The organism is Lysobacter fragariae, assembly GCF_054779775.1.
Window position 1 is genome coordinate 111,348 of sequence record NZ_BAAGXP010000001.1, and the last position, 17,591, is coordinate 128,938.

Consider the following 17,591-nt stretch of genomic DNA (forward strand, 5'->3'; position numbering starts at 1 on the left):
GCGTCAGCTGATGCGGCGGATCCTCGCGCCCAGTCCCGACAGCTTCTCCTCGATGTTCTCGTAGCCGCGATCGAGGTGGTAAATGCGGTCGATCGTCGTTTCGCCCTCGGCGACGAGGCCCGCCAGGATCAGCGACGCCGACGCACGCAGGTCGGTCGCCATCACCGGCGCGCCGCTGAGCTTGGGCACGCCGCGCACCACGGCGGTGTGGCCGTCGACGCGGATGTCGGCGCCCAGTCGCAGCAGTTCGTTGACGTGCATGAAGCGGTTTTCGAAGATCGTCTCGTTGATCACGCCGACGCCTTCGGCGACGCAGTTCATCGCCATGAACTGCGCCTGCATGTCGGTCGGGAACGCCGGGTGCGGCGCGGTGGTGAGGTTCACCGCTTTCGGGCGACGCCCGCGCATGTCGAGGGTGATGCGGTCGCCGTCGACGGTGATCTCGGCGCCGGCTTCGGTGAGCTTGTCGAGCACCGCGTCGAGCGTGTCCGGACGGGTCTTGCGCGCGGTCACGCGGCCGCCGGTCATCGCGGCGGCGACCAGGAAGGTGCCGGTTTCGATGCGGTCGGCCACGACAGCGTGCTTGCCGCCGTGCAGGCGTTCGACGCCCTCCACCACGATCCGGCCGGTGCCCGCACCTTCGATCTTCGCGCCCATCGATTTCAGGCATTCGGCCAGGTCGACGATCTCAGGCTCCATCGCGGCGTTTTCCAGCACGCTGGTGCCTTGGGCCAGGGTCGCCGCCATCAGCACGTTCTCGGTCGCGCCGACGCTGACCATCTCGAACACGTGGCGCGCGCCCTTCAGCCGCTTCGCGCTGGCCTTGATGAAACCGTGGTCGACGCTGATGTCCGCACCCAGCGCCTGCAGGCCCTTGATGTGCAGGTCGACCGGACGCGAGCCGATCGCGCAGCCGCCGGGCAGCGACACTTCGGCATCGCCGTACTTGGCCAGCAGCGGGCCGAGCACCAGCACCGACGCACGCATGGTCTTGACCAGCTCGTAGGGCGCGACGTGGCTGTTGACGCTGCGCGGGTCGACGATGACGCCGCTCTCGCTGCCCTTGCCGATCGTGCCCTGGTCGATGGTGATGCCCGCGCCGAGCCCTGCAAGCAGCTTGGCCGTGGTCACCACGTCGTGCAGGTGCGGGACGTTGCTGATCTCGACCGGTTCGTCGGCCAGCAGGGTGGCGCACAGGATCGGCAGCACCGCGTTCTTGGCGCCGGAGATCTGGACTTCACCATTGAGCGGCTGGCCGCCTTCGACAACGATCTTTTGCATGGGTTTTCCCGGGGTGAACCATCCGTGGAGTACGTAGGGCGGGTCTCGACCCGCCATTTGGCCGCATGAGCCATCTGTCAGCAGTGGCCAAATGAACCATTTGGCCGAGTGAAGGATTTGCCGGCGTTAACAAAGCGCGGCGGGTCGAGACCCGCCCTACGCTTCCTCAGGAGTGACGGTCTTCAGCGCCAGCGCGTGGATCTCGCCGCCCATGCGGTCGCCCAGCGTGGCGTACACCAGCCGGTGGCGGGCCAGCGGCAGCTTGCCGCGGAAGGCTTCGGCCACGACGGTGGCTTCGAAATGCACGCCGTCGTCCCCGCGCACGTCCGCGCGAGCGCCCGGAAGGCCCTGTTCGATCAGTTGGCGGATGGTGTCGGCGTTCAAGTCGGTCTGTTCCGGAGGTGCGACGGCACCGTGCGGGCATCGCACGGCACTTTGCGCATAAAATGAATGGATTAGCCTAACGGAAAGGCCCCCGGCCTTAAATGGCAACCTCCGAAATGGCGACTTCGCCCCAGCCCCACCCTTTCGACGCCACCGCCCTGGCCGACAGCGGCCGCCGCGTGTTCGCCATCGAGGCCCAGGCCCTGGCCGCCGTGGCCGCGCGCCTGGACGGCGAGTTCTCCGCTGCCTGCCGGCTGATGCTGGAGGCCCGCGGCCGCGTGGTCTGCACCGGGATGGGCAAGTCCGGCCACATCGCGCGCAAGATCGCCGCGACGCTGGCCTCGACCGGCACCCCGGCCTTCTACGTCCACCCCGGCGAAGCCGCCCACGGCGACCTGGGCATGATCACCGACGCCGACGTCGTCCTGGCCCTGTCCTACTCGGGCGAAAGCGACGAGATCCTGCTGCTGCTGCCCGTGCTCAAGCGCCAGGGCAACAAGCTGATCACGATGACCGGCCGGCCCGGCTCCTCGATGGCGCGCGAGGCCGACGTCCACCTCGACGTCAGCGTGCCCGCCGAAGCCTGCCCGCTGGCGCTGGCCCCGACCTCCAGCACCACCGCCTCGCTGGCGATGGGCGATGCGCTGGCGGTGGCACTGCTGGACGCGCGCGGCTTCACCGCCGACGACTTCGCCCGTTCGCACCCGGCCGGTGCGCTCGGCCGGCGCCTGCTGCTGCACATCGCCGACGTCATGCACGCCGGCGACGACGTTCCCCGCGTGGGCGCGGACGCCACGGTCAGCGAAGCGCTGGTCGAGATGAGCCGCAAGCGGCTGGGAATGACCGCGATCGTCGACGGCGACGGCAAGCTGCTGGGCCTGTACACCGACGGCGACCTACGCCGCACGCTGGACGACGACCGCTTCGACCTGCGCGCCACCCGCATCGTCGAAGTAATGACGCGCACGCCCAAGACGATCGGTGCAGACGCCCTGGCGGTGGAGGCGGCGCAACTGATGGAAGCGCACAAGATCGGCGGATTGCTGGTCGTCGACAACGAGCACCGCGTGGTCGGCGCACTGAACATTCATGACCTGTTGCGGGCAAGAGTGGTCTAACGACACACCCTGTAGCGCTGGGCTCGCCCGGCACGCGTTCCCAACCGATGCGACGTGCCGAACAGCTCGTCGCTACAAACAAGACCCACATGCCCTACAGCCACCTCAACGACTACCCCGCCGACATCCGCGAACGCGCCCGCCGCATCAAGCTGGCGTGCTTCGATGTCGACGGCACGCTGACCGACGGCCGGCTGTACTTCGACAGCAATGGCGGGGAGATCAAGGCGTTCCACGTGCATGACGGCCAGGGCCTGGTGCTGCTGCGCAAGTCGGGCATCCATGTCGCCTTCGTCACCGCGCGCGCCAGCGCGATCGCCGAGCAGCGCGCGGGCGAACTCGGGCTGGAAGCGCATGTCGGCGTCAAGGACAAGCTCGCCTGCGTGCACGCGATCGCGACGCGGCTGGGCATCGGCCTGGACGAAGTCGCCTTCATGGGCGACGACCTGCCCGACCTGCGCGTGATGCTGCAGGTCGGCCTGTCGGTCGCCCCTACTAGCGCGCACCCGTGGGTACGCGAGCGCGTGCAGTGGCGCACGGCCGCGCACGCGGGGCACGGCGCGGCGCGCGAATTCTGCGATCTGCTGCTGGCAGCGCAGGGCCACGCCGAGGCACTGCTCGCGCAGATCACCGCAGTGGAAGGCGAACGCATCGAGGGCAAGGCATGAGCTGGCGTGGACTGGTCACGATCCTGCTGATGGTCGGCGCGGTCATCAGCGCCTGGTCGGTGTGGAAGGAGAACCGCAAGGAAGCCGTCGCCACGACCACGTCCGCGCGATCGGATTACGTACTGGTGGATTTCGAGCTGGTCTCGCTCAATCCGCAGGGCAAGGAATCTTTCACCCTGCGCGCACCGCACCTGGCCCGCGATCCGTCGAAGAAGACAATCGATGTTGCGACGCCGCTGTTCCTGATTCCGCCCGGCGCCGACAACAGCGATGCCTGGCAGGTCCGCTCCAAGTCGGCCTGGGTCAGCGAGGGAGGCGATGAAGTGCGCCTGCGCGGCAACGTCAAGGGCGTCAGCGAAGGCGCCGGCGTGCCCACCACGCTGGAGACGCAGGAGCTGAATGTTTTCCCCGAAGCCAAGCGCGCGGCCTCCCCGACCAAGGTCGTGATCACCCGACCCGGCTCTATACTGAGCGGCCGCGGCCTCAAGCTCAGCCTGGCCACGAAGAAATACTCGTTCAATTCCGAGGTCCACCACGTCTATGTCCCGAACCGCTAAGCGCACTGTCGCCAGCACTGCTGCCGTCATCGCCGCCGTGTCCCTGCTGGCCTGTGCAGGCGCGTGGGCCCGGTCCTCGGACCGTGGCCAGCAGATGGCCATCGACGCCGGCGCCACCGACGGCACGCTCGACGACCGCCAGCCGACCGTGCTGTCGCAGGGCGTGACGATCGACCAGGGTTCGCTGCATATCGAATCGGCCAGCGCCACCGTCAGCACCCGCGGTGGCGACCCGGTCCGCGCCGTTCTGACCGGCAGCCCGGTCAAGCTCAAGCAGCTGCTCGACGACGGCACGCCGATGAGCGCCACCGCGAGCCGCGTCGACTACGACCTCGTCAACGAGATCGTGATCTTCACCGGCGCGGTCAACATCGTGCAGCCGCGCGGTTCTTCGTCGGGCGAACGCTTCACCTACAACATGAAGACTGGCCAGGTCAGCGGTGGTGGCGACGGTGGTCGCGTCAAGATCCTGATCAACCCGCGCAACAAGGCGGCCGCACCTGCGAAGCCTGCCGCTACAAAGCCTGCTCCTGCCAAACCCACGCCGACCAAAAAGCCGGGAGCGAACTGATGCTGGTCGCCAAGGGCCTGCGCAAGGCCTACCGCTCGCGCGAAGTGGTCCGCGACTTCGCATTGACGCTCGACGCCGGTGAAGTCGTCGGATTGCTCGGCCCCAACGGTGCCGGCAAGACGACGTGCTTCTACATGATCGTCGGTCTGGTGCCGGCCGATCATGGCCAGATCGTCCTCGATGGCAAGGACATCACCGCCGAGCCGATGTACGCCCGCGCCAAGTACGGCGTGGGTTACCTGCCGCAGGAACCTTCGGTGTTCCGCAAGCTCAGCGTCGCCGACAACATCCGGTTGGTGCTCGAGCTGCGCAGCGACCTCAGTCGCGCGCAGGCCGAACGCGAACTGGCCAGCCTGATGGAAGAACTCCAGATCAGCCACGTCGCCGACCAGATCGGCGCGAGCCTGTCCGGCGGTGAACGCCGCCGCGTCGAAATCGCCCGCGCGCTGGCCGCCAAGCCGCGCCTGATGCTGCTGGACGAACCCTTCGCCGGCGTCGACCCGATTTCCGTCGGCGAGATCCAGCGCATCGTGCGCCATCTCAAGAACCGCGGCATCGGTGTGCTCATCACCGACCACAACGTGCGCGAGACGCTGGGCATCTGCGACCGCGCCTACATCCTCAACGAAGGTGCCGTGCTGGCACAGGGCGCACCCGACGCACTGCTGGCCAACCCGGATGTGCGTCGCGTCTACCTGGGCGACACATTCCGCCTGTGACATCGGTCCCGGAACCTGTCCGGGGCAAAAAATCCAGCATCGACGCACCGTGCAACGCGGTGCATGATGGCCGTGCCCTACCGGCCGTCGGTACCCCCGGACCACGTTCGAAACACTCATGAAGCCCCGCCTCCAGGCCTCGCTAGGACAGCAGCTGGTGATGACGCCGCAGTTGCGTCAGGCCATACGCCTGCTGCAGCTGTCCGCGGCCGAACTCGAAACCGAGATCGCTGAAGCGGTCGAGAGCAATCCGTTGCTGGACTGGACCGAAACCGGCGGCGCCGGCGATGGCCAAGACACGCCCGCTACGGGTGAACCGGTGGCCGAACCGTCGTTCGAGACCCTGCCCCCCGGCGAGACCGAGGCTGACTGGGGCCCTGGCGATGGCGAAGCCTGGTACGAACGCACCGGCCCTGCCGACATGGACGAGGACGTCCCCGGCGCCGACCAGGTCGCCGAAGACGAGACCCTGCACGACCACCTCCTGTGGCAGCTGCACCTCAGCCCGTTGTCGCCGCGCGATCGCATCATCGGCGTCACCCTGATCGAGGCCATCGAAGACGACGGTTACCTGCGCGAATCGCTGGAAAGCATCGCCGACACGCTCGGCCCGCAGGTCACCGCCGGCGTCGACGAGATCCTGACCGTGCTCCACCAGGTGCAGCGCTTTGATCCGGTCGGCACCGGTGCGCGCACGCTGGGCGAATGCCTGCGCCTGCAACTGGCGACGCTGCCCGACGACACCCCCGGCAAGGCCCTGGCGCACACGCTGGCGAACGGACCGCTGGAGCGCCTGCCACGCGTGGGTGCGGCGGGCCTTGCGGCGGAGATGAAGCTCGATGCCTGTGAGGTCGAAGTCGCCGTGCAGCTACTGCGTTCGCTCGACCCCAAACCCGGCCTGCAGGTGGGCGCGATCACCAATGACACCTACGTCGCGCCGGACGTGGTGATCTGGCGCCAGCACGGCCTCTGGCGCGTGGCGCTGGCCGACAGCATGCGTCCGCGCATCAGCATCCATCGCGGCTACGAAGGCATGATCCGCCATGCCAGCACCTCCGATGCCAACTACCTGCGCGGGCACCTGCAGGAGGCGCGCTGGCTGCTCAAGAGCCTGGAAGCCCGCGGCGAGACCCTGCTCAAGGTGATGCGTTGCCTGTTGCACCAGCAGGCGGCGTTCCTGGAGTTCGGCGACAGCGCGCTGCGCCCGCTGACCCTGCGCGAAGTCGCCGCGGAAATCGGCCTGCACGAATCCACTGTCTCGCGCGCCGTTTCGCGCAAGTACGCGCGTACACCGCGGGGCACCGTGCCGTTGCGCTCGTTCTTCGCGTCGGGGATCGATACCGGCGCCGGCGGCGAAGCCTCCAGCACCGCCATCCAGGCAATGATCCGCCAGCTGATCGACGCCGAAAATCCACGCAAACCGCTCTCCGACGCGCGCCTGGCCGAGTCCCTCAAGGCCACCGGCGTCCCCGTCGCCCGCCGCACCGTCGCAAAGTACCGCGAGGCGATGAGCATTCCGTCCTCACAGGACCGCATGCGGATATAGGGCGGGTCTCGACCCGCCATCAAGACACGCTGTGACGCGTCCCGCCGCGCCGCCGTGTTTGCCCATCGCGCGCAGTCCGTTACGCCCGCGAAAACGGGAGCAGGCGGGTCAAGACCCGCCCTACGCTGTCATATTGCAGGCCTGCGCCACCCGACGAACGGCACCGCCCCGCCAACGGTTGCGATCCATCGCCTCCGCCGCCTGCAACGCAACGGGATCGACTTCCGCCGGCCACGGTCCGACCGCCGATCCGTGCAGGCTGGCCGTTGCGCGGAAATGGCGACTTTTTCACCGCCTTGCTGGCCGGAAACGCAATTTTGCGTATCGTCCATTCAGTCGCCCATCCGCGCATTGCCACCCACAAAAAATAGGCGTTGAATGGGGTCACCCGTAACCAGTGATGTCAGGAGGTCAACGATGCGCATCGAAACCCACGGCCAGCAGATCGAAGTTACGGGCGCGCTGCGCGATTACGTCGAAAGCAAGCTGGCGCGACTCAAGCGCCATTTCGACCAGCCCTTCGATGTGCGCACCCAGCTGAGCCTGGACAAACCCGATCACAAGGCCGAGGCGACCATCACCATCTCCGGCCGCGTCCTCCACGCAGACGCCGCCGCCATCGACATGTACGCAGCGATCGACCTGCTCGCCGACAAGCTCGACCGCCTGCTGATGAAGCACAAGGAAAAGATCGTCGACCACCATCGCGGCGAGAGCCTCGCCCGTAGCGGCGAAGTCGGCTGAGGGCACCGCCCTCGCAAACCATGCCAGCACCAACGCCGCTCCGCAGCGCCCGTTTCCCGTCACCGGTATCCTTGGCAATCCGGTCACGACACGGGGCAGGCGGGGCGGCGGCATGAACCTGAGCATCAGCGCGGCACAACTGTTCGAACAACAACGCGAAAAGCTCGACCTGCGCTGGCTCGCGGGCGAGAAGGTCGGCACCCGGCGCATCCTGGAAGCCGTCGACACCGTGGCCCGGCGACCGTCGCTGGCGGGCTACCTCAACATCATCTATCCCAACAAGGTGCAGATCCTGGGCACCGAGGAACTGGCGTGGCTGGACGCGCTGGATCCGCGCCAGCGCTGGGACACCATCGTCAAGCTGATCGACTACCGCCCGCTGGCGCTGGTGATCAGCAAGGGCCAGTCCTGCCCCGACGACCTGCGCCGCCTCGCCGAGGAAAGCGAAACGCCGTTGTGGAGCTCGCCGCGCCGCGGCCATGAACTGCTGAACCACCTCCAGTACCACCTCGCGCGCAAGCTGGCGCCGCGGATCACGCTGCACGGCGTGTTCATGGAGATCTATTCGATCGGCGTGCTGATCACCGGCGAGTCCGGCGCCGGCAAGAGCGAACTGGCGCTGGAACTGGTCACGCGCGGCCATCGCCTGGTCGCCGACGATGCGCCGGAGTTCACCCAGATCGCGCCCGACGTGCTCGATGGCGCCTGCCCGGACCTGCTGCAGGACCTGCTGGAAGTGCGCGGACTGGGCGTACTGAACGTGCGCCAGATGTTCGGCGACACGTCGGTGAAGAAGAACAAGTACCTGCGGCTGATCGTGCACCTGACCAAGCCGGCGCTGGAACCACAGCCGGCCGGCATGGAGCGGTTGACCGGCGACCTGGGTTCGCGCCGCGTGCTGGACCTGGACGTACCGATGATCACCCTGCCCGTCATGCCCGGCCGCAACCTCGCGGTGCTGACCGAAGCCGCGGCGCGCACGCACATCCTGCGCGCGAAGGGCGTGGACCCGGCGGCGGCATTCATGGCGCGGCACAGCCATTTTCTCGAACGCGCCGAATAGCACGCCAACCCGCACCGCGCGACCAACGGACGATCGTCACGTGAACCATCCGGACACTCCCATCCTCGTGATCGTCAGCGGCATGTCCGGTTCGGGCAAGTCGGTGGCGCTGAACACCTTCGAAGACCTCGGCTACTACTGCGTCGACAACCTGCCGGCGCAACTGCTGCCCGGGTTCGTGCAGAGCGTGGCCGATGGCGACAGTCCTCCCGAGCGCCTGGCCGTCGGCATCGATGTGCGCGGCCGCAGCGACCTGTCAAACCTGCCGCAATGGCTGTCGGCGGTGGGCGCGCTGGGCCTGGATCCCAAGCTCCTGTACTTCGAGAGCAGCGAGGAAGTCCTGCTGCGTCGTTACGCCGACACGCGCCGCCGCCATCCGCTCAGCCACCTGGGACTGGTGCTGGCCGATGCGATCGCGCTGGAACGCCAGGCGTTGAAATCGCTGCGCCAGATCGCCGACGTCGTCATCGACACCAGCGCGATGAACGTGCACCAGCTGCGCCGGCAGGTCATCACCGATTTCGCCGCGGGCCTGGATTCGGCGCCGACGCTGCTGTTCGAATCGTTCGCGTACCGCAAGGGCGTGCCGGCGGATGCGGACTTCGTGCTCGACGCACGCGTGCTGCCCAATCCGCACTGGAACCCGGAACTTCGCCCGCTTTCCGGCCGCGACGCCGGCGTGCGTGAATTCCTGGACGCCCAGCCCGAAGTCGCCCAGTACGTGGAGCAGATCAGCCAGTTCCTCGACACCTGGCTGCCACGGCTGCGTTCGGACACCCGCAGCTACGTGACGGTCGCCTTCGGTTGCACCGGCGGACGGCATCGCTCGGTGTACCTCGCCGAGCGCCTGGCGCAGCACGCGCGGCAACAAGGCTGGGACGAAGTCGCGGTGCATCATCGCGAGCTGGACTGAGAGGCGGCCAGCCGCACCGCGCTTCGCGAACGCTTGAACTGCCGCCGGAACGCTGGCGGCTGAAGCCGCCAGCGAGGCGCGTATCGCGCCGTCGATCGCACAACCCGATCGCACATGCCCGCCCCTGCTTCCTGACCGTAACCCGGCTCTGTTAAGTTGCAAGGCATGACTGTCGGCGTCCTGCTCATCACCCACGAAGGCATCGGCACGGCCCTGCTGGCCGTGGCGACGCGGCTGCTGCGCAACCTGCCCCTGCCGACCGCGGTGCTGGAAGTTCCCTTCGACGGCGACCCCGATGCCCTGTTGCCGCAGGCCAGTGCCGCGCTGCGCAAGGTCGACCGTGGCGAGGGCGTGCTGGTGCTCACCGACCTGTACGGCGCCACGCCCAGCAACCTTGCGGCGAAAGTCGCGCGGCTGGGCACGCCGGTGCATCGGGTGTCCGCGCTCAGCCTGCCGATGCTGCTGCGGGTGATGAACTACCCCGAGCAGGACCTGGACGAGCTGCCTGCCGTCGCGGCGGCGGGCGCGCGCAATGGCGTGATCGTGGACGAAGCCTGAGGACTACCGGAAGAACGACGATGATCGAACGCGACCTCACCGTCACCAACCGCCTGGGCCTGCATGCGCGCGCCACCGCCAAGCTGGTGCAACTGCTGTCCGCCTATCGCAGCACCACGACGCTGACCGCGCGCGGCCGCGAAGTGAATGCCAAGAGCATCATGGGCGTGATGCTGCTCGCCGCCGGCCAGGGCAGCCAGGTGAAGCTGCGCGTGGAAGGCGAGGACGAAGCCGCCACCGCCGATGCGGTGTGTGCATTGTTCGAACGCCGCTTCGACGAGGACGCATGAGGAACGAGTTCCTCGGCCATGGCGCCTCGCGCGGCAGTGCGCTGGGGCGCGCCCGCGTTCGTTTGCCGCACCAGCTCGACGTCGCCGAGGAACACGTCAAGGAAAGCGAGGTCGAAGCCGAACGCGCCCGCCTGCAGCGCGCGATCGACACCGTCCGCGTTGAGATGCACGCACTGCGCCAGCGCCTGCACGGCGCGCTCGCGCAGGAAATCGGCGAGTTCCTCGACCTGCATGCGCTGCTGCTCGACGACCCGGAACTGCTGCACGGCCTGGACACCCTGATCCGCACCGGCCGCTACACCGCCGACTACGCCCTGCGCCTGCAGCGCGACCGCATCGCCGCGGTGTTCGCCGGCATGGACGATCCCTACCTGCGCAGCCGCATCGACGACATCGACCAGGTCGTCGGGCGCATCCACGCCGCACTGCACAGCCGCGACAACGGCACCGAAGGCGTCGCCGGCGAGATCCTCATCACCGACAACGTCGCCCCGGCGGAACTGGTGCAACTGCAGGCGCAGGGCGTCGTCGCCATCGTCACTGCCGGCGGCAGCATGCTGTCGCACAGCGCGATCCTCGCCCGCAGCCTGCACCTGCCGCTGGTGGTAGGCGTACCGAGCGCGCTGCAGAAGATCAACGACGGCGACGCGCTGATCGTCGATGGCGGCAGCGGTCGCGTGGTGATGGAACCCGGCCCCGCCGACCTGCGCGCGCATCGCACGCGCGAACGCGAGTACATCCGCGAGCGCAAGGAACTCCACCGCCTGCGCCGTGAACCCACGCGCACCGTCGACGGCATCGACATAAACCTGTACGCCAATGCCGAATCGCGCGAGGACGTCGCCGAGGCGCATGCGCTGGGCGCGACCGGCGTCGGCCTGTACCGCACCGAGTTCCTGTTCCTGCAACGCATGGAGCTGCCCGACGAGGAAGAACAGTTCCGCGCCTACCGCGACGTCGTCCTGGGCATGAGCGGGCGGCCGGTGACGATCCGCACGCTCGACCTGGGCGCGGACAAGGCCGACCGCACCGGCCTGGCCCTGCGCGACGAACCCAATCCCGCGCTGGGCCTGCGTGGCGTGCGCCTGTCGCTCGCGCGCGGGCACCTGCTGGAAACGCAGTTGCGCGCCCTGCTGCGCGCGTCGGGCTACGGTCCGCTGCGGATACTGGTGCCGATGGTCACCTCGCGCGAGGAAATCCGCGAAGTCCGCTCGCAGCTCAAGCGCGTTGCCCACGACCTGCGCGCGCAGGGCCACGAGATCGCCGATCAGGTGCCTCTGGGCGCGATGATCGAAGTCCCCGCCGCCGCGATCGCACTGCCCGGCTTCATCGGCAGCGTGGACTTCCTGTCGATCGGCACCAACGACCTGGTGCAGTACCTGCTGGCCGCCGACCGCAACAACGAGGCACTCGGCGATCTCTACACGCCGCTGCACCCGGCCGTGCTGCGGCTCCTGCGCGACGTGATCCGCCTGGCCCAGCGGCGCGGCAAGCCCATCGCCGTGTGCGGCGAAATGGCCGGCGACCCGCTGTACGCACCATTGCTGCTCGCACTGGGACTGACCGAGTTCAGCCTGCATCCCAACACCCTGCTGGAGCTGCGCCGCGTCATCCGCGAATGCAACCTCGCGCAGCTCCACAAGCGGCTGCCCGCGCTGCTGCGCGCACGCGACCGCGCTGGCATCGAAGCCTGGATCAAGGCATAGCCGCGCCTTTGGCGGGAACCGCAACGCGACCGGGCTCATCGCGGGGGATCTACAACAGAGAGCCACGACACAGCGCCACGACAGGACCGGTACGGGGTGGGCATCCGCGCCAGCGCAGGCGATAATGTCGGCACCGACGACCCGCTCTAACCAGCCGCTCTGACCAACCAGCCCAGACCAGCATCCGTCGCGCCCTCGTGGCCCGACTCGCCATTGGAAGTACCGCATGGCCGAAGCCGTCCGCCACGACAAGACCGCGCGTCAGCTGCGCCTGCTCTCGGACGCGCTCGATTCCGGTCGCCTCGGCCCCGTGCGCCGGCTGGTCAACACGCTCTCCCCCGCCGAGATCGGCAACCTCCTCGAATCCCTGCCGCCCGCCAAGCGCACGGTGGTGTGGGGCCTGGTCGACGCCGAGGACGACGGCGAGGTGCTGGTCCACGTCGGCGACGATGTCCGCGAAAGCCTGCTGGCGGAGATGGACCCGGACGAAATCGTCGCGGCGGTCGAGGACCTCGACATCGACGACCTTGCCGATCTCGTCGAAGACCTGCCCGACACCGTCATCGACGAAATCCTCAAGTCGATGGATCGCGAGAACCGCGAGCGCCTCGAACAGGTGCTGTCCTACGACGAGGACACCGCCGGCCGCCTGATGAACCCCGACGTGGTGACGGTGCGTACCGACACCACCGTCGACGTCGTGCTGCGCTACCTGCGCCTGCGCGGCGAGCTGCCCGAACACACCGACCACCTGTACGTCGTCAGCCGTCGCCACCAGTACCTCGGCCGCATCGCGCTGCAGGCGTTGCTGACGCATGAGCCCAGTACGCCGATCAACCAGCTGATCGACGACGAACAGCCAGCCATCGACGTGGACGAATCCGCGGACGAAGTCGCGCGCCAGTTCTCCGACCATGACTGGATTTCCGCGCCGGTCGTCGACGACAACAACATCCTGCTCGGCCGCATCACCATCGATGACGTCGTCGACATCATCCGTGGCCAGGCCGAACACCAGGCCCTGGGCGCGGCGGGCCTGAACGAGGACGAGGACCTGTTCTCGCCGGTCAAGCGAGCGACCCGACGCCGCATGCTTTGGCTCACCATCAACCTCGGCACTGCCTTCCTTGCTGCTTCCGTGGTGAGTGCATTCCAAGGAACCATTGCCCATATCGTGGCTCTGGCGGTACTCATGCCAATTGTTGCCGGCATGGGTGGCAACGCCGGAACTCAGGTCCTTGCGCTGGTAGTGCGAGGTCTCGCGCTTGGCCAAGTCGGCACTGCCAACGTCCGTGTGCTGATCTGGAAGGAGGTCCGCGTAGCCCTGCTCAATGGCCTGTCGCTGGGATTGATGCTTGGCGTAACGGTCTGGGCCTGGTTTGGCGAATGGCCGCTTGCGTTGGTGATCGCCAGCGCGTTGACCATCAACCTGCTGCTCGCTGCGCTTGCAGGGGTTCTTGTGCCAATGACACTAAAGCGCATGGGCTTCGATCCCGCATTGGCCGGCGGCGTGATCCTCACCACGGTAACCGACACAATGGGTTTCCTGTCGTTCCTGGGTCTAGCCACGTTGATCCTGCTGCGCTGATACCCAGAGATCGTCGGAAGCACAGGGGAAAATACGCGGATGCAGTGCGTGAGGCTCGTCGCGCGCCGGGATCCATGTCCTGAGGGCTGAGCCCAAAAGCTGAAACCTCGTCGCGCTTGCCAACTAGGGGCATGACCACCCTGTTCCGCGCCTCGTTTTCATCTACTACGACATTGACATCATATCAATCGAAAAATCCGCAAGCACTGTCGTGCTTGCGGTCAAACGAGAAGATCTCAGTTTCCGGCTGGGTAGCAATGCCCGGCGCAACAAAGATAGCTTGCCCCCTTTATCTTGGTGTAATAACACGCAATTGCATCGGAACCCGCTTCGATTCGATGCTTTCCTGCGTGGGGTGTATTCGCTGACGTTGCAGTCGCTCCCAATAGGGCGAGAACCAGGGCGATACCAGCAACTTTCACTTTATAGAATCCTTCTATTTTGCTTCCAATGTGGACACGGCACCATGGGAGTTCCATCGTGCTGTCGAAATTCTATTGAAACTGCCCGGCTGCGCCTAGAGTCGAGCGAACGGTCTCTAGGCAGGAGTAACAGGCCCGCAGGACTCTCATGGCCGTGCGAGCCATCAATCCAGCAGCGAATCAATCGGCATCGGCCGTCCGTAGTGGTACCCCTGCGCCCAGTCCACGCCCAGTTCGCGCAGGGCTTCGGCGGTCATCGCGTCCTCGACGAACTCGGCAACGGTCGCGGCCCCGAACGCCCGTGCCGCGCGGACGGATGCCTCGACCAGCGCGTAGTCGTGCGCCGAATGCACCATCCGACTGACGAAACTGCCGTCGATCTTCACCACCGTGGCCGGCAGCTGCTTCAACCGTTCGAATGACTGGTAGCCCACGCCGAAATCGTCCAGCGCGATGCCGCAACCGCGTTCGCGCAACTGCATCAGCAGTCGCATCGAATCGGGAATGTGGGTGATCGCCGCGGTTTCGGTGATCTCGATGCACAGCATCCGCAGCGGGATGGCGAAGTTGTCGAGGGCCGCCAGCAGCTTCTGCGCGAACTCGCGCGACGCCAGCGACTGGCCCGCGACGTTCACGCTGATCCGGCAGCGTTTTGGCAGGCGCTCGCGATGGGCTGCCAGCCAGCGGTCGAGTTCGCTGATCACGGCCAGGTCGAGTTCGGCCATGCGCCTGTCGGCTTGCAGTTCGGCGATGAATTCGCCCGGATACAGCAGCAGTCCGCGGTCGTCGCGCAGCCTGCACAGCACTTCGCCGGCGAGCAGCTCACCTTCCACTTGCGCTGCCAGCGGCACGACGTGCTGGAAATGCAGTTCGATGCGGCCCGCGCGGATCAGCGACAGCACGGTCGAAGACAGCTGCAACGCGCCTTGGTGCGAAGGCGCGCTGCCCATGTCCGCGTGCATCGTCTGCGGATCGTGCTGGCGCAGTTCGCCGCGCTGCTGCGCGTCGTAAGCGGCATTGGCGGCATGGCGCAGGCGCGCATCCAGCCTGTCGCTGCCGGTCTCCGGACCCGTGATGCCCAGATAGGGAAGTACGCGCACGCGCTGCCCGCTCCAGCTGAATTCAAAGGCGTGCAGTCGCGCCAACACGGCGTCCCATTGCCGATCGAGGTTTCGGCCCGCGTCCCCTTCCAGAGTCAGCGCGAGGCGCCCGGTACCGGCGTGGTACGCGTGCGCCAGGCCATGCAGCTGTCGCGCCACCGCCCGCATGAGCTTGGCTTCCGCACGCAGGCCCAGTGCCGCGGTCAGGCGCTCGGTGCGATCCAGCAGCAGGAAACCCAGCGACGGCAATGGTGTTTCCGCGCGCTTGCGCAAGGCTGCCAGGTTGGGCAGCCCGGTCAGGGGTTCGAGCAGGCTGTCGCGCTCGTGCTGTGCAGCGGCGGCATCGCGCTCACGGCTGTGCAGGAACAGCACCACCACCAGCGCCTCCAGCATCAGGCACTCGGCGGCGATGCGGAACATGTCCGCCACGTCGGGCAAGCGCGTGGAGCCGCTGACGTGGTGCGCCAGCGCGGTGGCGAACAGCAGCTGCACGGCCACCAGCAGCGGCATGCTGTGGCGCGGATCCAGGTACAGCACCGCCAGCACCAATGCGACTGCCAGCAGCAGGCGATAGTCGAGCAGGGCCGACAGCCAGGCATCCACGTCCAACCCCACCCACCCCAGCGCCCACACCAGTACCGTCGGCAGCAGCACGCCGACGACGATGAGTCGCCAGGGCACCGGCGTGCGCCAGGCCGGGACGCGCAGCCGCGAGGCATGCCCGGCCAGGATTACCGTCGGCAAGGTCAGGATGGTGATGCCGAAGAACTTGGCGAAGAACACCTGCAACTGCAGGTTGCCCATGCTGGACGATGTCTCCAGGAGCAGCTCGGTGAGGGTGTTCAGCAGCATCCACACCGTGGGCAGCAACACCGCGCCAAAGGCAAGGAATCGCCCCAGGTCGGCCGCCCGGAACGGTTGCGCCAGCGCATTGCGCGGCCAACCCATGCGATGGGTGGTCCAACGCATCACCGGATAGACGCACAGGTACAGCAGCGGACCTTCCAGCGCCTGCGGCCAGGCCAGCCTTCCCCCGAGCCAGGTCTTCCCGCACCACATCATCATGAGGGCGATGAAGCACCCGCGCAGCGCCCAGGGGTCGCGGGCGAGCATCGCGACCGCGAGCAGCAGGCCTACGTGCAGGTGCGCGAGCGAGGCATTGGCGGTGACGCCGAAAAAGCTCGCCCGATAGGGAATATCGATCCAGAACAGGCACGCGCAAGCCGCCGCCAGCAGTGCGTTGCGCTCCCACCGATGCCTGTTGCCGCCCAACCAGTCCATGCGTTCCGCCTGCTCCCTACGGCGGGCGGGTCTCTCCACCGCCTGTCGCCACAGGGTGCGTGACCAGGCTTCGCTCGGCAAGCCTCGTGGTGGGGACTGCGGGCCGCGGGCGGATTCGTTCCTGGTTCGTCAGCGGCCCAGCAGCATCTCGAGCACAGCCGTGCGCGCGGCAACACCATTGGACACCTGGCGCAGGATCAGCGACTGCGGGCCGTCGGCCACGTCATCGGTGATCTCGACACCACGGTTCATCGGTCCCGGATGCATCACCACCGCATCGGTGGCGGCGCGGCGCAGGCGCGCGGCGGTCAGCCCGTAGTCGCGGTGATAGTCCTCGAGGGAGGAGATCAATCCGTCTTCCATGCGCTCACGCTGGATGCGCAGCATCATCACGGCGTCCACGCCATCGAGTGCGGCGTCGAAGTCCTGGGTGACGTTGCAGCCAGACAACGTGCCGTCATCGGGCAGCAGCGACGCCGGTCCGCACACGCGGATTTCAATCGACCTGCCCTCGCCCGCACCGAGCGTGCGCAACGCCTGCAGGTCCGAGCGTGCGACGCGGGAGTGCTTCACGTCGCCGACGATCAGCACCTTCAGCTTCGAGAAATCGCGACCCTTCGCCTGGCGCAGCGTCAGCATGTCGAGCAGGCCCTGCGTTGGGTGCGAGCTGCGACCGTCGCCCGCATTGATCAGGGCAACGCCGGGCTTGGCCGCGGCAGCCAGCGCCGCCACCGCGCCGTCGGCCTTGTGGCGCACGATGAAGCCGCGCACGCCCATCGCCTCGATGTTGCGGAAGGTGTCCAGGTCGGTTTCACCCTTCGTCGTCGAAGACGTCGAAGCATCGAAGCCCAGCACGTCCGCACCCAGGCGCTGCGCGGCCAGCTGGAAGCTCAGGCGGGTGCGCGTGGACGGTTCGAAGAACAGCGTGCACACACCGACACCGGCCAGCGCGCCGCGCGCGTCGGCGCCTTCGGCGAATTGCTGGGCGCGATCGAGCAGCGCTTCCAGTTGCACGCGAGGCAGGTTGTCCAGTGTGAGCAGGTGCTTGATGCGATCGGTCATTCCGGGCGGCTCGGTGGTGT

General features: G+C 67.3%; 17 protein-coding genes. 13 read left to right on the forward strand and 4 right to left on the reverse strand.

The window, feature by feature from the left end; translation table 11 throughout:
• Positions 1-3 precede the first annotated feature (3 nt).
• Both murA and ACYVD7_RS00540 read right to left on the reverse strand, forming a co-directional pair.
• Positions 4-1,281, reverse strand: coding sequence for a UDP-N-acetylglucosamine 1-carboxyvinyltransferase (gene murA, locus ACYVD7_RS00535; RefSeq protein ID WP_460758049.1), 1,278 nt, complete (start codon positions 1,279-1,281; stop codon positions 4-6).
• Positions 1,282-1,437: 156 nt separating this feature from the next.
• Positions 1,438-1,665, reverse strand: a complete 228-nt coding sequence (locus tag ACYVD7_RS00540; RefSeq protein WP_460758051.1) for a BolA family protein — start codon at positions 1,663-1,665, stop codon at positions 1,438-1,440.
• 116 nt (positions 1,666-1,781) lie between these two features.
• On the opposite strand from ACYVD7_RS00540, the gene ACYVD7_RS00545 reads away from it, so the two are divergent.
• The 13 genes from ACYVD7_RS00545 (at position 1,782) to mgtE (ending at position 13,706) form a co-directional block, all read left to right on the forward strand.
• Positions 1,782-2,783, forward strand: coding sequence for a KpsF/GutQ family sugar-phosphate isomerase (locus tag ACYVD7_RS00545; RefSeq protein ID WP_460758054.1), 1,002 nt, complete (start codon positions 1,782-1,784; stop codon positions 2,781-2,783).
• Between the two features lie 89 nt (positions 2,784-2,872).
• On the forward strand, positions 2,873-3,451 hold the full coding sequence (locus tag ACYVD7_RS00550; RefSeq protein WP_460758056.1) for a KdsC family phosphatase: 579 nt from the start codon (positions 2,873-2,875) through the stop codon (positions 3,449-3,451).
• Positions 3,448-4,008 (forward strand): LPS export ABC transporter periplasmic protein LptC, encoded by a 561-nt coding sequence (lptC, locus tag ACYVD7_RS00555; protein ID WP_460758058.1) that lies wholly within the window; start codon positions 3,448-3,450, stop codon positions 4,006-4,008. Before ACYVD7_RS00550 ends, lptC begins: the two co-directional genes overlap by 4 nt.
• Positions 3,992-4,579, forward strand: a complete 588-nt coding sequence (lptA, locus tag ACYVD7_RS00560) for a lipopolysaccharide transport periplasmic protein LptA (protein ID WP_460758060.1) — start codon at positions 3,992-3,994, stop codon at positions 4,577-4,579. Before lptC ends, lptA begins: the two co-directional genes overlap by 17 nt.
• On the forward strand, positions 4,579-5,298 hold the full coding sequence (gene lptB / locus ACYVD7_RS00565; protein WP_460758062.1) for an LPS export ABC transporter ATP-binding protein: 720 nt from the start codon (positions 4,579-4,581) through the stop codon (positions 5,296-5,298). Before lptA ends, lptB begins: the two co-directional genes overlap by 1 nt.
• 118 nt (positions 5,299-5,416) lie before the next feature.
• Positions 5,417-6,844 (forward strand): RNA polymerase factor sigma-54, encoded by a 1,428-nt coding sequence (locus tag ACYVD7_RS00570; RefSeq protein ID WP_460758063.1) that lies wholly within the window; start codon positions 5,417-5,419, stop codon positions 6,842-6,844.
• A 417-nt stretch (positions 6,845-7,261) separates the two neighbouring features.
• The gene (gene hpf, locus ACYVD7_RS00575; protein WP_460758065.1) at positions 7,262-7,588 is read left to right on the forward strand and encodes a ribosome hibernation-promoting factor, HPF/YfiA family; all 327 of its coding nucleotides are present in this window, start codon (positions 7,262-7,264) and stop codon (positions 7,586-7,588) included.
• A gap of 112 nt (positions 7,589-7,700) precedes the next feature.
• Entirely contained in the window at positions 7,701-8,651 is a 951-nt protein-coding gene (gene hprK / locus ACYVD7_RS00580; protein WP_460758066.1) for an HPr(Ser) kinase/phosphatase, read from the forward strand.
• Positions 8,652-8,718: 67 nt separating this feature from the next.
• Entirely contained in the window at positions 8,719-9,564 is an 846-nt protein-coding gene (rapZ, locus tag ACYVD7_RS00585) for an RNase adapter RapZ (protein WP_460758721.1), read from the forward strand.
• A gap of 165 nt (positions 9,565-9,729) precedes the next feature.
• The gene (locus ACYVD7_RS00590) at positions 9,730-10,122 is read left to right on the forward strand and encodes a PTS sugar transporter subunit IIA (RefSeq protein WP_460758067.1); all 393 of its coding nucleotides are present in this window, start codon (positions 9,730-9,732) and stop codon (positions 10,120-10,122) included.
• A 20-nt stretch (positions 10,123-10,142) separates the two neighbouring features.
• On the forward strand, positions 10,143-10,412 hold the full coding sequence (locus ACYVD7_RS00595) for an HPr family phosphocarrier protein (protein WP_460758070.1): 270 nt from the start codon (positions 10,143-10,145) through the stop codon (positions 10,410-10,412).
• Complete coding sequence (gene ptsP / locus ACYVD7_RS00600) at positions 10,409-12,118, forward strand: phosphoenolpyruvate--protein phosphotransferase (protein WP_460758072.1); 1,710 nt, start codon at positions 10,409-10,411, stop codon at positions 12,116-12,118. Before ACYVD7_RS00595 ends, ptsP begins: the two co-directional genes overlap by 4 nt.
• A 226-nt stretch (positions 12,119-12,344) precedes the next feature.
• Entirely contained in the window at positions 12,345-13,706 is a 1,362-nt protein-coding gene (gene mgtE, locus ACYVD7_RS00605) for a magnesium transporter (RefSeq protein WP_460758074.1), read from the forward strand.
• Positions 13,707-14,292: 586 nt separating this feature from the next.
• On the opposite strand, the gene ACYVD7_RS00610 is transcribed toward mgtE, so the two are convergent.
• Both ACYVD7_RS00610 and ACYVD7_RS00615 read right to left on the reverse strand, forming a co-directional pair.
• Positions 14,293-16,509, reverse strand: a complete 2,217-nt coding sequence (locus tag ACYVD7_RS00610) for an EAL domain-containing protein (RefSeq protein WP_460758075.1) — start codon at positions 16,507-16,509, stop codon at positions 14,293-14,295.
• A 129-nt stretch (positions 16,510-16,638) separates the two neighbouring features.
• Positions 16,639-17,571 carry an aspartate carbamoyltransferase catalytic subunit gene (locus ACYVD7_RS00615; RefSeq protein ID WP_460758077.1) on the reverse strand — a complete coding sequence of 311 codons (933 nt, stop codon included), beginning with the start codon at positions 17,569-17,571 and terminating at the stop codon, positions 16,639-16,641.
• Positions 17,572-17,591: the final 20 nt, after the last annotated feature.

Bases quoted from the DNA above. Each gene is read 5' to 3' on its own strand.
- murA (WP_460758049.1), bottom strand. From the start codon at position 1,281: ATGCAAAAGATCGTTGTCGAAGGCGGCCAGCCGCTCAATGGTGAAGTC.
- ACYVD7_RS00545 (WP_460758054.1), top strand. From the start codon at position 1,782: ATGGCGACTTCGCCCCAGCCCCACCCTTTCGACGCCACCGCCCTGGCC.
- ACYVD7_RS00550 (WP_460758056.1), top strand. From the start codon at position 2,873: ATGCCCTACAGCCACCTCAACGACTACCCCGCCGACATCCGCGAACGC.
- lptC (WP_460758058.1), top strand. From the start codon at position 3,448: ATGAGCTGGCGTGGACTGGTCACGATCCTGCTGATGGTCGGCGCGGTC.
- lptA (WP_460758060.1), top strand. From the start codon at position 3,992: ATGTCCCGAACCGCTAAGCGCACTGTCGCCAGCACTGCTGCCGTCATC.
- lptB (WP_460758062.1), top strand. From the start codon at position 4,579: ATGCTGGTCGCCAAGGGCCTGCGCAAGGCCTACCGCTCGCGCGAAGTG.
- ACYVD7_RS00570 (WP_460758063.1), top strand. From the start codon at position 5,417: ATGAAGCCCCGCCTCCAGGCCTCGCTAGGACAGCAGCTGGTGATGACG.
- hpf (WP_460758065.1), top strand. From the start codon at position 7,262: ATGCGCATCGAAACCCACGGCCAGCAGATCGAAGTTACGGGCGCGCTG.
- hprK (WP_460758066.1), top strand. From the start codon at position 7,701: ATGAACCTGAGCATCAGCGCGGCACAACTGTTCGAACAACAACGCGAA.
- ACYVD7_RS00590 (WP_460758067.1), top strand. From the start codon at position 9,730: ATGACTGTCGGCGTCCTGCTCATCACCCACGAAGGCATCGGCACGGCC.
- ACYVD7_RS00595 (WP_460758070.1), top strand. From the start codon at position 10,143: ATGATCGAACGCGACCTCACCGTCACCAACCGCCTGGGCCTGCATGCG.
- ptsP (WP_460758072.1), top strand. From the start codon at position 10,409: ATGAGGAACGAGTTCCTCGGCCATGGCGCCTCGCGCGGCAGTGCGCTG.
- mgtE (WP_460758074.1), top strand. From the start codon at position 12,345: ATGGCCGAAGCCGTCCGCCACGACAAGACCGCGCGTCAGCTGCGCCTG.
- ACYVD7_RS00610 (WP_460758075.1), bottom strand. From the start codon at position 16,509: ATGGACTGGTTGGGCGGCAACAGGCATCGGTGGGAGCGCAACGCACTG.
- ACYVD7_RS00615 (WP_460758077.1), bottom strand. From the start codon at position 17,571: ATGACCGATCGCATCAAGCACCTGCTCACACTGGACAACCTGCCTCGC.